Genomic DNA, 15,414 nt, shown 5'->3' on the forward strand with positions numbered 1-15,414 from the left:
AGGTCAAAAGATATCAACATGAAAGCTTTAAATATCGATGGTCTACAAGTTTACAAAAAGAGGTTTTGGACAAGTTAGAAAAAATTAATCTTTACTAGGAAACCATTTCTTATTTAATAATTCCTCGAATCTATAAGGACATTTTTTAGGAAAGTTAATTGTAAACCCAGTTTTTTCTTGAACATAATCTAAAGCATCATTATAAATATTGTCTAACTCTTCTACTAAGTAATTTTGTAAATTAGTGGTTAAGTATTTTCTTAACTGAGTGCGAAAACTTTGTATTTCGGCACGCCAATGATTATTATTTCTGTCTTTTTCTGCATCCCAGTATTGCAACAATAATAAATGTCTAATAATTTGTTCTAAAAAGCTACTCACTCGGTTTTTGTCTCGTTTACCCAAGCTTTCTAACTCCTCAATCAAATGTTCTATATCTAAGTCATTTAACCGCTTTTCTTTAAGCAATTTTATTGTTTCTTCTAACCATAAATGTTCATCACTTTCGTAGAGATTTTTAAGATTAGTTTCATTTAAAGTTGTCATTTCTAAACCTGGACGATGGGCTTTACTAAAGTCAAGATATTCTCGAATATCTTCTTCTCCTTCATCAAAAATTCTATCTAACTTTTGAGAACTGATAATAGGTTGGTTGCTCATAAAAATAATTATACCCCCCCATTAATAAAAACAGAGAGGTATAACTTTAAACTTGAACTAAGCTAAAACAATTACAGTTGTTTCACTTCAGACACTAATTTAGCAATTACATCTTGTGCGCTACCAAAGAGCATCATGGTTTTATCATCGTAGAATAACTGGTTATCCACACCAGCAAACCCGGCACTCATACCCCGTTTAATAACAATGGTATGATGAGCTTTGTCGACTTCTAATATGGGCATTCCATAGATAGGACTATTTTTATCCGCCCTTGCAGCCGGGTTAACCACATCATTCGCCCCAATAACTAAAGCAACATCAGTCTGTTCAAATTCAGGGTTGATGTCATCCATGTCGTGCAACTGCGTATAAGGAACGTTCGCTTCAGCGAGTAAAACGTTCATGTGGCCTGGCATTCTTCCCGCTACAGGGTGAATCGCATATTTAACGTCTACGCCCATTTTTTCGAGTTGGTTGGCTAATTCTCTAACAGTATGTTGTGCTTGGGCTACCGCCATACCATAACCTGGAACAATCACCACAGAACGAGCATATCCTAACATCATCGCCCCTTCTTCACTGTCAATGGAATGAACCACTTTGTCGGTAGCTTCACCGGAACCACCAGCAACAGTACCACCAGCACTACCAAACGCACCAAATAGAACGCTCAGTAAAGAACGGTTCATGGCTTTACACATGATTTCCGTCAAGATAATACCTGAAGCACCCACCAACGCACCAGCGACGATGAGCATATTATTCATTAAAATGAAACCGGCTGCACTGGCTGCTAACCCTGAGAAAGAGTTTAACAGGGAGATAACCACCGGCATATCACCACCACCGATAGGTAGGACAAATAATACCCCAAATACCAAAGATAATCCCACTAACCCTAAAAATAATGCCGGATTAGCTGGGTTGATGAACAGGTAAACACTGCCGGCGATAAAGGATAAGAACAGAAGAATATTGAACGGTTGTTGTAGGGGAAACGTCACAGGAGAACCACTCACCAACCCTTGTAACTTAGCAAAAGCCAGTAAACTACCGGTTAAGGTAACACCACCGATAAACACCCCTAAAATAGCCACTAATGTGGCATCAAAGGGAACCTTATCTCCAGTATCCAATAACCGCCAAAATTCTCCAACGGCTACTAAGGCACTGGCTGCACCCCCTAAACCGTTGAAAATACCTACCATTTGGGGCATGGCAGTCATGGCTACTTTTTGAGCAGCGATCGCCCCGATGATAGATCCAATGATCACCCCGACAAGAATCATCTCGTAGTTGATCACCGATTGATTAATTAAAGTTGCAATAATAGCAAAAAACATCCCTACCGCAGCAATAATATTGCCTCGGCGAGCGGTAGCGGGTGATCCTAACTGCTTTAACCCAACAATAAAGAGGGCTGCAGCGACTAAGTAGGTCAGTTCTATTCCAGTAGTTAAACCAGAGAGAACGTCAGTACATAAGGTATCGTTCATCTTTAGACTATGCTCCCTTCTTCTTGAACATTTGCAACATTCGGTCAGTCACTAAAAAGCCACCAACCACGTTAACCGTTGCTAAGACAACGGCCACTAATCCTAAAATGACGGTAATATTCCATTCTTTAGGGCCAGCAATGAGTAACGCGCCAACCACAGCAATACCTGAAATGGCATTCGCCCCAGACATTAGAGGAGTGTGTAGGGTGGGAGGCACTTTGTTGATCACCTCAAACCCCACAAAGGAGGCTAAGACGAATACCACTAAACCGATTAATAATCCAGTTGTCATAAATTACTCCATTTCTATGCTTGAACTAAAGTGGCGAGGGCATTTTTAACCCGTTCGTTGCGGACTTCTCCTTCGTAGGTGACACAGGTTCCGTCTACAATGTCGTCTTCAAAGTTGAAGTCAATAGCACCGTCTTTAACCACGTATTTCACTAAGGTTAAAAGGTTTTTTGCATACACTTTACTCGAATCTACGGGTAAAGTAGCAGGCAAGTTTAAGGGTCCAATAATGGTGACACCGTTGTAGTAAACGTCTTTCCCTGCTTCGGTACAAGCACAGTTACCGCCCTGGCCAGCAGCTAAGTCAACGATCACAGCACCAGCGTTCATTTGACCGACCATTTCTTCGGTAACAATCAAAGGAGCGCGTTTGCCTTGGACTTGGGCAGTGGTGATCACGACATCGGATTTTTTAATGTGTTCGGTTAGCACTTGACGAATCTTTTCTTGTGTGCTTTGTCCGACTTCTTTGGCGTAACCTCCGGTGGTGGCGGTGTCTTCTTCGATGGGAATTTCAATAAATTTCGCTCCCACACTCTGCACTTCTTCTTTAACCGCAGGGCGTACATCAAAGGCTTCTACCACTGCCCCTAACCGTCTAGCAGTTGCGATCGCTTGTAACCCGGCTACACCGGCACCAATGACTAACACTTTGGCTGGAGGTATGGTTCCGGCTGCGGTTGTCATCATGGGGAACAGACGAGGTAACGAGGCCGAGGCGATCAAGGCTGCTTTGTACCCGGCAATATTGGCTTGAGATGACAGTGCATCCATACTTTGGGCGCGACTGGTACGGGGGATCATCTCCATGCTAAAGGCGTTAATTTTCCGTTGGGCTAAGGCTTGAACTTGTTCGGGGTTTGCCAAGGGGTTAAGAAAACTAATTAAGGTTGAACCGGGTTTTAACCAGTTCATTTCCTCTTCTCCTTCTTGTTCTCCTGGGGGAGCAACTTTGAGTAGAATATCAGCAGACTCCCACAGTTCTTTAGCTGAGTTGATAATAGTAGCCCCTGCTGCTTCGTATTCACTATCAGTGAAATGAGCGCCTTGGCCGGCCCCGGACTGCACTAACACTTCAAACCCTAGCTTTATAAAGCGGGCGACAATATCAGGAACGAGGGCAACACGCAATTCTCCTAAGTCACTTTCTTTTGGAACTGCGATTTTTAACATATTGAACCTTCCTTGCTTTCGTTTATGGGTTAAAAGTTTGTTGTTAATATTTTCGGGGTTATTAACGGATTCAGAGAAAACCTTAAACTCTTCTTTGTTTTTGCTTCATCATTTGATTAACAATGATTAAGTACAAGGACTTAACTAAATGAAGCGTTGAGTTTGGCTTAGTCATCGGTCTAGTTAAGCAGTTGTTTACAAGCTTATAACCCTTTATTCAGAGCGTTATTAATCCTATACTTTTCAAGATGGACTAATTCCACTTTTTATTCAGTGTAATGTAGGTTTTTGGTTCTGTTTAAAAACTTAATTAATTTTTAACTGTATATTCTGTTACTAATTATTAGTTATCACTTAAAACTACTTTTAACACGAGAAGCGGTTTCTTCTGGTTTCCCTGAAAGGGGAAATACTAAGATGCTATCAATATTTTTATTATTAGCAAGTTCTTTTAAACGGTGTAATTGTTGATCAGTGATGGCAATACCATCATATTTTGCACCATAGTTTAATTCTTCTTTAAAATTATCTTCGTTATAAGCTTGAATAAATGCTCGATCTACTGCCCAATTTTCCCAGTCAGCAGCAAAGTATCTTTTTGACCAATAGGGATTATGATGACTAATATCAAAACTAACTGAATTATTGGCTTTTTTGACTTCTGAAATCATCTTTTGAGTGAATTGAGTTAACTTAGCTGTTCGATCAACTTTTCCAGGTAATTCTGCATGATAGCCTAAATAATCATCCCATTGTATGGCATCAATTTTAGGATATTTTTTGACAAATTCTACGACAATATTAGTGAAAAAATTAGCAATTTCTGGTACTTCTACATCTAATACATAGTGTTCAATATTACTATAGGTTCTATCTACTCCAGGAACTAACCATTTGTTTTCAATTGCTTTATCAAAAATGGGACTATTTTTATCAATTTTTATTCCTTTTTCAAAGTAAGCGTGAACTTCCATGCCCTGTTTATGTGCTTCATCCATTAACCAAGTCAACCATTGAGGATTAAATTCATTGGGACAACTATTATAACCTAATGTTTCCTGCATGACTTCACTATTATACATGGTGCAACCATTCCCCCAAACGCCATGAATAATAGTATTAAATCCTTGATTTTTATAATATCTAACTCGTTCTCGAATGGTTAATTCATTAGCATTATTTGTGACTTGATAACGGCTTAAATAAATGCCTCTAATTTTCTTTTTCTCCCAAGGTGTTATAACTTTTTCAGGAGCATTAGTTATCTGGGGTTTCACTGTTTCAGTAGCCTTGTCATTATTTGTATTAGTTTCAAGTTCTGTTTTATTAGAATCATTAATTGGTTTTGGTGATGAGTTTGATGATGGTAATTCAGTTGTGATAGGTTGATTAGGAGATGTTTGACTCGATGTTATATTATTTTCTTCGGGAGTTTTAATAGCAATTGGTAAATTTGGATATTTTTCTAATAGTTGAATAATTTTGGGATTGTTAGCAATTATATCTGGTAAGGGATAGTTATTTTTAATAAAGAACCACCAATAACCTCCCCCAAAAATTATTGAAGCAATAAAAAGTTCGACTAAACAACCAAAATCGAAAAACCGATATTTTTTATTATTCTTATTTGACATAATCAAAAGTAATAAAGTTACCAAAGAGACTGTGGATACACTACCTTTTAAAACGTTAGAGTGGGCAAATTAGAGACTTTTAAAAACTACCTATAAAATAGAATAGTTCGCCGATCTAACAAAACTGTCTTCTTCTGAATATAGTATTGCTACTTAACCACTATTTTAGTTCATTTTTTTATATTCTAAAAACTTACATCAATAAAAATTGATGAATAATGAGCAATATAATTCTGAGTATTATAAGCATTAAACCAGTTCTAAAAAAGAACCCATTTAGAGATATACTCTTATTAAAAAACTATGTTATACTTATCAAGACTTTTAATTCATTTCGAGAGTTAATCTATGAAAAGTAGTGCGCGTAATACCATTAAAGGAACTGTCAAAAAAGTTGAAATAGGCAGTGTCAATGCCGTTGTAACTTTAGAAGTTGCTCCTGGGGTAGAAATTAGTGGCATGATTACTAAAGAGTCTGCTGAATCCTTAGCATTAAGTGAAGGAAAAGAGGCTTACGCTATTATCAAAGCCAGTGATGTTATGTTAGGGGTTGAATAGCATAATGGATAAAAATTCTATTTTGATGATAGAAACAAGTCAATAATTTAACCTTCTCATAACCTTAGAGTTGCGCTTACTTCTCCACCATTTAATTATTACTAAACTGCCTCCAAATACGAAGATAACGTTGTCCTAACATGACCACTTTTTTCTTATTTAAGAGACGATATAACCACAGTTTGAACCAATCAAAAATTAAAAACCAAACAAAAGCATAACCCCAACTAGCAAACGTCCACCAAAAGCCAACGGGAGTCATTAAAATGCCAAACCACCCTAAAATAGTAGAAATAGCCACTGATAACCCTGTTGCGATTAACATGGTTCTTGCCGGGGAGACTGACCAAAACGGACCTTGAACCCGTGTTACATAAATAGTCATCATTCCCCCAACAGCCAAATGTAAATAAATTAGGGTTTGTACCATTTCATGGGACAACTTGAGATAAATTTCGGTGTAGTAATAGAGTAGAAACGTTTCTACGACCCCTACTAAACCCAAGAAAGTTGCAAAGGTAAGAATAAACGTTAAATTCCAACGTTGGGGTTGTTCAGGAATTTTCGTATTGTCATAAGCAATCGTTACCATTGAACCATCATTAATTAAAGCCAGAAGAACCAACATCACCACTGTCACTGGATAAGACCCATAAACTAAAATAGCGATGGTGACAAAAAACAGAATACGAACCGTTTCTACCACCCGATAAACGCAATAACTGTTCATTCGCAGGAAAATTTGACGACTCAGTTTAATCGCATCAATAATGACCGATAAACCAGGGGTTAATAAAACAATATCCGCAGCTGCCCTCGCTGCATCCGTCGCCCCTGAAACCGCAATCCCTGCGCTAGACTGTTTTAAGGCCGGGGCATCGTTTACCCCATCCCCCGTCATGGCTACAATATACCCCTGTTGCTGTAAGCTTTCGACAATGTGAAACTTATCTTCGGGAAATACTTGACCAAACCCATCTGCATATTTAATTTCTCTGGCTAACTGACTCATTTGAGAAGCCGGCGTTTCTCGAAAAATCTTCGCATCGATGACATTTTGCCCTAACCCTAATTGATGGCAGGTTTCTTTGGCGATCGCGACTTGATCTCCCGTGATCATTTTCAAAGGAACCCCCAGTTTTCGGGCATTTTCGATGGTAATCTGAGAATCAGGACGAGGGGGATCAAATAATGAGAGAATTCCTAAAAATTGCCATTCTCCTTGTTCATTGGTTCGAGAAACCCCCAAGGCGCGATAACCCCGTCGGGCTAAGGACTCAATTTGGGCATTGACTTGAGAGGCGATCGCTGCTTTATTAGGGCAAAGGTCTAAAATGACTTGAGGCGCGCCTTTACTGGTTTTAAAGGTTTTGCCGTCGTGACTAATAATTTCGGCTTCTGTGCGTTTACGAACCGGATCAAACGGGATAAAGTGAGTAATTTGATAATTTTGCACTTGATCGGGATGTTTCAAGCTATTAATAATAGTCATATCGATGGGGTCATGATCTTCACGCCGAGACGCAAGGGCTGCGGATAACAGCATTTCTTCAGAATCAATGTTCCCCAAAGTCCAGGGATCGCCTAAGGAAAGTTGGTTGAGGGTTAGGGTTCCAGTTTTATCGGAACACAACATATTGACCCCGGCTAGTTCATCAATGGCTGCTAAACGAGTAACGAGGGCGTTTTTTTTGGCTAATAGTTGCGCCCCAATGGCCATAGTTACGGCTAATACAGTTGGAGTGGCCAGGGGAATAGAAGCAACGGTTAAAACAAGACAGTATTTAAGAACTTGGATAAAGTGATCCCCATCGTGAACCCTGACTAAAAGGATAATAGCGACGAGGATGATATTGATAATAATTAAATAGTCTGAGAGTTTGAGAACCGCTTCCTGTAAGTGGTCTGTTGACTCTGCTTCGCTCACTAATTTGGCAGTTTTACCGAAAAAGGTGTTAACCCCTGTATGGGTAACGACAGCTTCCGCTTGACCTTTTTTAAGAATGGAACCTGAATATACCAGATCCCCAGTTTTACGGGTAACGGGCAAAGATTCCCCTGTTAAGGCTGCTTGATCGATGGTTAAGGAGTCACATTCAAATAATTTTAGATCGGCGGGTAGCACATCCCCAATTTTGATGCGGATAACATCTCCAGGGACTAACTCTCGCGCAGGAACCGTTTTCCACTCTTCATCCCGCTTGGCGATCGCTTGTTGGGCTAACTGGGCTTTGAGGGCAGCCACTGCATCGCCGGCAGATTTTTCTTCGGTAAAACCGATGGCTGCATTACCGATTAAAAGAAAGCAAATAATCCCAAAATCTACCCAATCACCTACTAAAGCGCAAAGAATAATAGCTGCTTCAATCATCCAAGGCATCGGTCCCCAAAAATAGGATAGCAGCATCATTAATGGGTTAACTTTTTTGTCTTCTAATTCATTGTAACCGTACTGATTAAGACGGTTTTTGGCTTCTTGTTGACTTAACCCATTGACTGAGGTTCCTAACTGTTTAATCACCTCTGATAAGGATGAATTGTCAGATTTTACAGTGCCACTGTTCATTGTTTTAATGACAAATAAATTAAAAAATTGTTAATTTTAGAGACTGAAGTTCGTAATTGTTTTTAGCATACCTCTAGTTAAACCAGGTGGTAATCAATATTTATGAAGAGAAAACAATTTCTTGCCTTAACATTAGCAACTTTTGTAACAGCTTGTACTGGTACCAATTCTAGTCAACAAGATACCCCTAAAGTTACGTTAACCGTATCAGTTGCTGCGAGTGTCCAAGATGCGATGAAAGCAGTACAACCTATTTATCAACAAGAAAATCCTGATGTAGAAATTGTTTATAATTTTGGTTCGTCGGGTTCTTTACAACAGCAAATTGAACAAGGTGCGCCGACAGATATCTTTATTTCTGCTGCACCCAAACAGATGAATGCACTACAAGAAAAAGAGTTGTTGCTGACAGAAACTCGTAAAAATTTACTAGAAAATAACGTTGTTTTAATTACACCAAAAGATAGTACAGAATCAGTTACTTTTGAAACTTTACCTAATGCTAAATTAGATAAAATTGCTTTAGGTGATCCTGAAAGTGTACCGGCTGGACAATACGGAAAAGAAGTGTTGACTTCGTTAAAATCCTATGACAAGTTAACACCAAAATTAGTCTATGGAAAAGATGTGCGTCAAGTTCTTTTTTATGTAGAAACAGGAAACGTTGATGCTGGTATTGTGTATGGTACTGATGCAAAAATTTCTGATAAAGTAACAATAACCGCTACTGCGCCTGAAGGTTCGCATTCTCCTATTGTTTACCCGATTGCTGTAGTGAAAGAAAGCAAAAATTCTGAAGAAGCGAAGAAATTTGTTAACTTTTTATTAGAAGAGAAAGCACAAACAGTTTTTGAAGATTACGGGTTTACAAAACCTAAGAATTGATGTATTTTATGGGGGGTTGAGTTTTTATAGTCAAGCCTGCGTATTACTCCCCCATCATGATCTTAAAGTTAAAAGTTTTAGGCTAAAGATGATATTAAATTACAAAAAGTTCAATAACACCCGCTAAAAACATTGTAAAAATACCTACTTTCAATAAACCAGTCATGTCGTTATTATTAGTAGTAGTCACTTGATTGTCACTACCTTGTAAATGTCCATAGACATTAACTGCTCCCATCATAAAGAATAATAGAGCTAATAAACTCATTCCTTCATCTTGTTTATTTCTTGACACAGTATTTTTAGTGTAGTTGTACTTAGTCATAGCTTATTAATCCTTAAGCGTCAGTCATCAGGGGCTATTGTATCCACCTGTAAATCTATATTAACAAGTGTAAAGTATCTTTGCAAGTATTTGACAATAAGCATTATTTATGGTAGAGATAATTTTCAGTTTCTAACTGATTTTAGAGTTTTACGACTTATATTTAAGGCAAAATTCTTGAAAAAGAGAGAAAATATCCTGCTTACAAAAGATACCGTCAAAATTCCAGTTATTGATCATTATAAAATACGGTAATGCTAAACAGATTTACACTTATCCTGAGAACTAACAACAGCAATGATAACGCCAACTAAAATAATAAAGGCTCCTATTAAAACTAAAATTGAGGGTATTTCTTGAAAGAGAAGAAACCCTAAAAAACTAGAGCCAATGGGTTCAAATAGAATCGCTAAAGTGATCAAAGTCGGAGATACGTAACGTACCGACCAATTAATGCTAGTATGACCAATTAATTGAGAAAAAATAGCCATTAAAAGCACATAAAGATAAACAGGATTAGGATAATTACTATAACCAGAACCAAAAACAAAAGGTAAAGGAAAAAGAAGTATAGCAGCCGTTGTATAAACAATAACACTATAACTGCTAATATTTAACCCTTCTTGTTGGGAAATCTTACCAAAAATTAAATAGAAACTAACAAATAAAGCTCCCATCAAAGCTAAGACATTACCTAACATTGGTTGATTATAAGAGTTATTAAGATCATTACCCCCCAAAGCAATCAAAATTCCCCCTAGTAAAGCAATAAAAATCCCCAAAATAGTTATTTTTTTTATTTTTTCTCCGAACCAGAACCAAGATAAAAGAGCTACCCAAATGGGATTAGTAGTGACTAAAGTAGTGGACGCAGCAATGGAAGTAAATGATAAAGAAGTAATCCAACAAACAAAATGAAAGGCTAAAGAAAAGCCAGCACCAATGGCATAATAATAAGCTTTTACATTAGCTTTATTTTTAACTACAGTTTTCCAAGCAGGAAATAAAACAATTGAAGCAATAATTAAACGAGACGCTGCTAAAAAAAGACTAAATTCTAATCCCAATTTTCCTGAAGCTTCTAAAGCAAGACGGATAAAAATTGCCGTAGAAGAAACAGATAAAATACCAATAGTTAAGATAAAAGTAACTTGCCAAAGTTTAGGCGATCGCATGAATTTTAAACAGGAATGATCAATAGACTTTATATTTTGTAACATACAGACTGATTGAGCCATCTGAAAATGTTACAATGAATACAATAAATAAGTTTTAATCCTAGTCAAACGCTACAAAAAAAAGTTAGGGTAAAATATAATCCAGGGGAAAAAGACCATGAATAGTCGCTTTCATAATCGTACAGAAGCAGGACAACAATTAGCAGAGAAATTAAAAAGCTATAAAAATCAAGATAATACGGTAGTTTTAGCTTTACCCAGAGGAGGGGTTCCTGTTGCTTACGAAATTGCCAAACAATTGAATCTGACCCTAGATATCTGCGTAGTTAGAAAATTAGGAGTTCTTAACCGTCCAGAACTCGCTATGGGTGCGATCGCTTTAGGAGGGGTAAGAATTCTTAATACAGATGTTATTAATTGGTCACATATATCACCCCAAACTATAGAAGAAGTCACCTATAAAGAACAAAAAGAATTACACCGTCGAGAACAAGTTTATCGAGGAGATAAACCCTTTCCCAAAATTTATAATCAGACCGTTATTTTAGTTGATGATGGGATTGCCACCGGTTCAACTATTAAAGCAGCGATCGCTATTATTAAAAAACAGCAAGCAAAAAAGATTATTATTGCTGTTCCCGTCGCACCTCCTTCAGTTTGTAAAGAATTAAGGCAGGAGATTGATGAATTAGTCTGTTTAACCATGCCAGAACGTATGAATTCTATTAGTATTTGGTATGATGATTTTTCCCAAACTACTGACGAAGAAGTTTGTAGTTTGTTATTTCTTGCTCAGGAATATTCATTAACCAATTAATTTAAAATTATCTCACTGAAATCTGAACTTAAGTTTTAGCAATCACTAACATCTCAAGCTCGATTTAAAAGGGATTCTGATAAATCAATACCTACTACCTGATAGCCTCTTTTGGCTAATTCAATAGAATGTCTTCCTGTTCCACAGCCAATATCTAAGATTCGTATATTTTTGTCACAATTGATTTCTTGTTCTATAAAATCACACTCACTAACTGTTCCATGAGTAAACCCTTCTTGGTCGTATTTAATAGCATAATTTTCAAATAATTCTTCGTACCATTGTTTCATTGTTTTGTTTTAATTTAAGTAAGATTTATAATTTTAATCAGTTTTGACACCAGTAACACTGATATGATACCCGATGAGTGATAACTGATAACTGACGACAATTCGATACAATATTGTCAACGAGACTTAATCAAGCTAAACTCTCGAACGAACCAACCACAATTAAATGGAGTAGCTGGAGAAAAGAATAAACATGGGCAAAGTAGTCGGCATTGATCTGGGGACAACTAATTCTGTCGTTGCCGTAATGGAAGGCGGAAAGCCAGTCGTAATCGCCAACTCAGAAGGAATGCGTACTACCCCTTCTGTGGTTGGGTTTAATAAGGATGGAGAATTAGTCGTTGGACAAATGGCCAGACGACAAGCAGTATTAAACCCCCAAAACACCTATTATGGGGTTAAACGTTTCATGGGACGAAAGTATGCAGAATTAACCCCCGAATCAAAACAAGTTCCCTACACCATTCGTCGGGACGAATACGGCAATATAAAAATTAAATGTCCTCGCCTCAAACGAGACTTTGCCCCCGAAGAAATCTCGGCTAAAATTCTCCGTAAATTAGCAGAAGAAGCAGAACGCTACCTAGGAGAACCCGTCACCAGCGCAGTGATCACCGTTCCTGCTTATTTTAATGACTCTCAACGCCAGGCTACTAGAGACGCAGGTAGAATAGCAGGATTAGAAGTTTTACGCATTATTAACGAACCCACTGCAGCCTCCTTAGCCTATGGATTAGATCAACAAATATCCCAAAAAATCTTAGTCTTTGATTTAGGGGGAGGAACCTTTGATGTCTCCGTCTTAGAAGTGGGTGACGGGGTATTTGAAGTAAAATCCACCAGTGGGGATACCCAACTCGGCGGAGGAGACTTTGATAAACGAATTGTAGATTGGTTAGCCGAACAATTTTTAGAACAAGAAAAAGTAGACCTACGCCAAGATAGACAAGCTCTACAACGACTCACAGAAGCAGCAGAAAAGGCGAAAATTGAGCTATCAGGGGTCAGTGTTACCGATATTAATCTCCCCTTCATTACTGCCACCGAAGACGGGCCTAAGCACTTAGAAACCCGTCTCACACGCCCGCAATTTGAAGACCTCTGTGCTGATTTAGTGAGTCGTCTCACTCGTCCTATCAAAAGGGCTTTAAATGATGCCAGATTAAGTCCCGTACAAATTGATGAAGTGGTGTTAGTGGGTGGGGGAACCCGAATGCCCATGATTAAAGCGTTAGTGCGGAGTTTTATCGACAAAGAACCTAACGAAAACGTCAACCCTGACGAAGTGGTAGCAGTGGGGGCAGCCATTCAATCGGGTATTTTAGCAGGGGAAGTCAAAGAAATCTTATTATTAGACGTAACCCCCCTATCCTTGGGCTTAGAAACCATAGGCGGTGTCACCAAAAAATTAATCCCTCGTAACACTACTATTCCCGTGCGTCGTTCCGACATCTTTTCTACTGGAGAAAACAATCAAACGATGGTAGAAATTCATGTGACCCAAGGAGAAAGGGAAATGGCTAAGGATAATAAATCCTTGGGACGGTTTAAACTGACTGGCATACCGCCGGCACCGAGGGGCATTCCGCAGGTACAAGTCGCCTTTGATATTGATGCTAACGGCATTTTACAAGTGACGGCCCGCGATCGCACTACCGGTAGAGAACAAAGTGTGGTCATTCAAGGGGCTTCAACCCTCAGCGAAGGGGAAATTAACCGCATGATCCAAGAAGCCAGCGAATTTGCTGAAGAAGATCGACAACGGAGAGAACGGATCGAAAAACGCAACAAGGCTAAAGCCTTAACAGATCAGGCATTACGGCGTTTAAAAGACGTGACTCTAGACTTTGGCACTCAATTTACCAGTGGGTATCGTCGTCAAATTGAATCCTTGAATGCAGAGATTCTCGACAGTTTGGATAAAGATGACGAAAGACGCTTAGATCGAGCGCAAGCCGACTTACAAGATGTTTTATATGAATTGAACCGAGAAGTCCGCTTACAGTACGACGATGAAGAAGACGAGGGCATTTTTGAGTCCATTCGTAAGACCTTAACAGGGGATGATGACGATGACTATCCCTATACAACCCGTCGAGGAACTTATGGGGATGATTATGGTACGCCTCGTTACCCAGAACGCCGAGACTATGGTTCTCCTCCTCCTCGCTATGATGAGCGTCAAACTTACGGTTCTCCTCCTCCTCGTTATGATCGCTATGAAGACGAATATGACGACTGGGAAAAAGAGCGTCCCAGTCCCCGATCCCGTCGTCCCTCTTCTGAACCGCGCCCTTATCCCCCCAGAGAGTCTGATGCTTACTATACTCGCGATCGCTCCCGTCGTATTCCAGCAGAAAATCAATGGGATGAAGAGGACGATGATTGGTTCTAAAGTCTTAAGACCATTAAAATAAAAATTCTGACCCGATTCTCATTCCCGTTTTATACTGATATATGCAGCAACTTCGTAACTACTATGCCATTTTAGGGGTTTCTAAAGATGCCAGTGCCGAGGAGATCAAAAAATCTTTTCGTAAACTCGCTCGGCAGTATCATCCTGATGTCAACCCAGGAGATACAACAGCAGAGGAAAAATTTAAGAGTATTAACGAAGCCTACGATATTTTATCCGATGAGACAAAACGGGCTGATTATGATCGGGTGCGTTTCGGCAAAACCAAACGCCGTCCCCCTCGTCCCCAACCTCGCCCCTCTCGTAATGGCAATAGCAGCAGTTACAGTCGGGATAGTGAGTTTTGGCGGTTTCAAGACTATAACCCCGGCAGTACCAAACGAGCAAAAGTAGTTAACCCTTCTCGCAGCGCAAGGGATGTCGAAGCCAAGTTAAATATTCCGCTAGAAAAAGCGTATCGAGGGGGACGGGAGCGCATTCGCCTCGAAGACGGGCGATCGCTAGAAGTAGATATGCCATCCGGAATGATCGATGGTCAGAAAATTCGTCTCAAAGGCCAAGGATTACAAGGGGGGATCTTTATCTAAAAATTACCATTACCCCTCACACTTTTTTGAGTTACGAGGCAGTGATATTGCTTGTCGAGTGCCTGTAACCCCCAGTGAAGCTATTTTAGGGGGTTCGGTAGAAGTTCCCACTATTGATGGGTTAGTTAAAATGACTGTACCTAAAGGGGTTCGTCCTGGCCAACGGTTAAGGTTAGCAAATAAAGGGTATCCTGATGCTTCGGGAAAACGGGGGGATCAACTGGTAGAAATACAAATTGCTATTCCTTCAGAAGTTAGTGATGAAGAAATCGCTTTATATCAGCAAATTCGGGAAAAAGAAAAATTTAACCCTCGTCAACATTGGTTATAAACTGATAATAAATATCTAGAAGTCAATGAAGGTAAAAGGGAGAACGTCTTATTTAATTTTTATTTTTAACTTAATTATAGGATTAACTATAGTTAGCTAATCCTTCAAAAACTTTGTTTCGAGTGGCTCTGTTAAGGGAACGCGCACCAAGAAAATTGCTTACTTTTCTACATCCTCTGAATTTTCAAACTGTGACTTCCG

The 15,414-nt window shown here is 39.0% G+C and carries 13 protein-coding genes and 1 pseudogene; 5 read left to right on the plus strand and 9 right to left on the minus strand.

The features are described 5' to 3' along the window. Positions 1-84: 84 nt before the first annotated feature. The 5 genes from CY0110_RS10735 to CY0110_RS10755 all read right to left on the minus strand — a co-directional run bounded on the left by CY0110_RS10735 (position 85) and on the right by CY0110_RS10755 (position 5,260). Positions 85-546: a DUF29 domain-containing protein gene (locus tag CY0110_RS10735; protein WP_035799167.1), complete on the minus strand. Its 462-nt coding sequence runs from the start codon at positions 544-546 to the stop codon at positions 85-87. Between the two features lie 185 nt (positions 547-731). Beyond that, complete coding sequence (locus CY0110_RS10740; RefSeq protein ID WP_008275441.1) at positions 732-2,159, minus strand: NAD(P)(+) transhydrogenase (Re/Si-specific) subunit beta; 1,428 nt, start codon at positions 2,157-2,159, stop codon at positions 732-734. Between the two features lie 7 nt (positions 2,160-2,166). Further along, positions 2,167-2,454, minus strand: a complete 288-nt coding sequence (locus tag CY0110_RS10745) for an NAD(P) transhydrogenase subunit alpha (protein ID WP_008275442.1) — start codon at positions 2,452-2,454, stop codon at positions 2,167-2,169. A 14-nt stretch (positions 2,455-2,468) separates the two neighbouring features. Next, positions 2,469-3,626, minus strand: a complete 1,158-nt coding sequence (locus CY0110_RS10750; RefSeq protein ID WP_008275443.1) for a Re/Si-specific NAD(P)(+) transhydrogenase subunit alpha — start codon at positions 3,624-3,626, stop codon at positions 2,469-2,471. Between the two features lie 350 nt (positions 3,627-3,976). Further along, positions 3,977-5,260: a family 10 glycosylhydrolase gene (locus CY0110_RS10755; RefSeq protein ID WP_008275444.1), complete on the minus strand. Its 1,284-nt coding sequence runs from the start codon at positions 5,258-5,260 to the stop codon at positions 3,977-3,979. A gap of 348 nt (positions 5,261-5,608) precedes the next feature. Here CY0110_RS10755 and CY0110_RS10760 point away from each other — a divergent pair, with 348 nt between their 5' ends. Next, positions 5,609-5,818, plus strand: coding sequence for a TOBE domain-containing protein (locus CY0110_RS10760; RefSeq protein WP_008275445.1), 210 nt, complete (start codon positions 5,609-5,611; stop codon positions 5,816-5,818). A gap of 91 nt (positions 5,819-5,909) precedes the next feature. On the opposite strand, the gene CY0110_RS10765 is transcribed toward CY0110_RS10760, so the two are convergent. After that, complete coding sequence (locus tag CY0110_RS10765) at positions 5,910-8,384, minus strand: plasma-membrane proton-efflux P-type ATPase (protein WP_008275446.1); 2,475 nt, start codon at positions 8,382-8,384, stop codon at positions 5,910-5,912. Between the two features lie 102 nt (positions 8,385-8,486). Here CY0110_RS10765 and modA point away from each other — a divergent pair, with 102 nt between their 5' ends. Continuing rightward, positions 8,487-9,269: a molybdate ABC transporter substrate-binding protein gene (gene modA / locus CY0110_RS10770; RefSeq protein ID WP_008275447.1), complete on the plus strand. Its 783-nt coding sequence runs from the start codon at positions 8,487-8,489 to the stop codon at positions 9,267-9,269. A 94-nt stretch (positions 9,270-9,363) separates the two neighbouring features. Here the strand turns inward: modA and CY0110_RS10775 are convergent, their stop codons facing one another. Together CY0110_RS10775 and CY0110_RS10780 are read right to left on the minus strand one after the other, a co-directional pair. Beyond that, entirely contained in the window at positions 9,364-9,594 is a 231-nt protein-coding gene (locus tag CY0110_RS10775) for a hypothetical protein (RefSeq protein WP_008275448.1), read from the minus strand. Between the two features lie 257 nt (positions 9,595-9,851). Next, positions 9,852-10,769, minus strand: a complete 918-nt coding sequence (locus CY0110_RS10780; RefSeq protein ID WP_035799170.1) for a DMT family transporter — start codon at positions 10,767-10,769, stop codon at positions 9,852-9,854. Between the two features lie 160 nt (positions 10,770-10,929). Between CY0110_RS10780 and CY0110_RS10785 the strand changes: the two genes are divergently transcribed. Continuing rightward, a complete protein-coding gene (locus CY0110_RS10785; protein ID WP_008275450.1) occupies positions 10,930-11,589 on the plus strand; it encodes a phosphoribosyltransferase in 660 nt (219 codons plus the stop codon). A gap of 53 nt (positions 11,590-11,642) precedes the next feature. Here the strand turns inward: CY0110_RS10785 and CY0110_RS10790 are convergent, their stop codons facing one another. Next, positions 11,643-11,879: a class I SAM-dependent methyltransferase gene (locus tag CY0110_RS10790; protein WP_008275451.1), complete on the minus strand. Its 237-nt coding sequence runs from the start codon at positions 11,877-11,879 to the stop codon at positions 11,643-11,645. A gap of 193 nt (positions 11,880-12,072) precedes the next feature. Here CY0110_RS10790 and dnaK point away from each other — a divergent pair, with 193 nt between their 5' ends. Next, positions 12,073-14,274, plus strand: a complete 2,202-nt coding sequence (gene dnaK, locus CY0110_RS10795) for a molecular chaperone DnaK (RefSeq protein WP_008275452.1) — start codon at positions 12,073-12,075, stop codon at positions 14,272-14,274. Between the two features lie 62 nt (positions 14,275-14,336). After that, positions 14,337-15,213, plus strand: a pseudogene (locus CY0110_RS10800) (DnaJ C-terminal domain-containing protein). Positions 15,214-15,414: the final 201 nt, after the last annotated feature.

The sequence above is a fragment of the Crocosphaera chwakensis CCY0110 genome, from assembly GCF_000169335.1.
In the GTDB taxonomy this organism is placed as follows: Bacteria; Cyanobacteriota; Cyanobacteriia; order Cyanobacteriales; family Microcystaceae; genus Crocosphaera; species Crocosphaera chwakensis.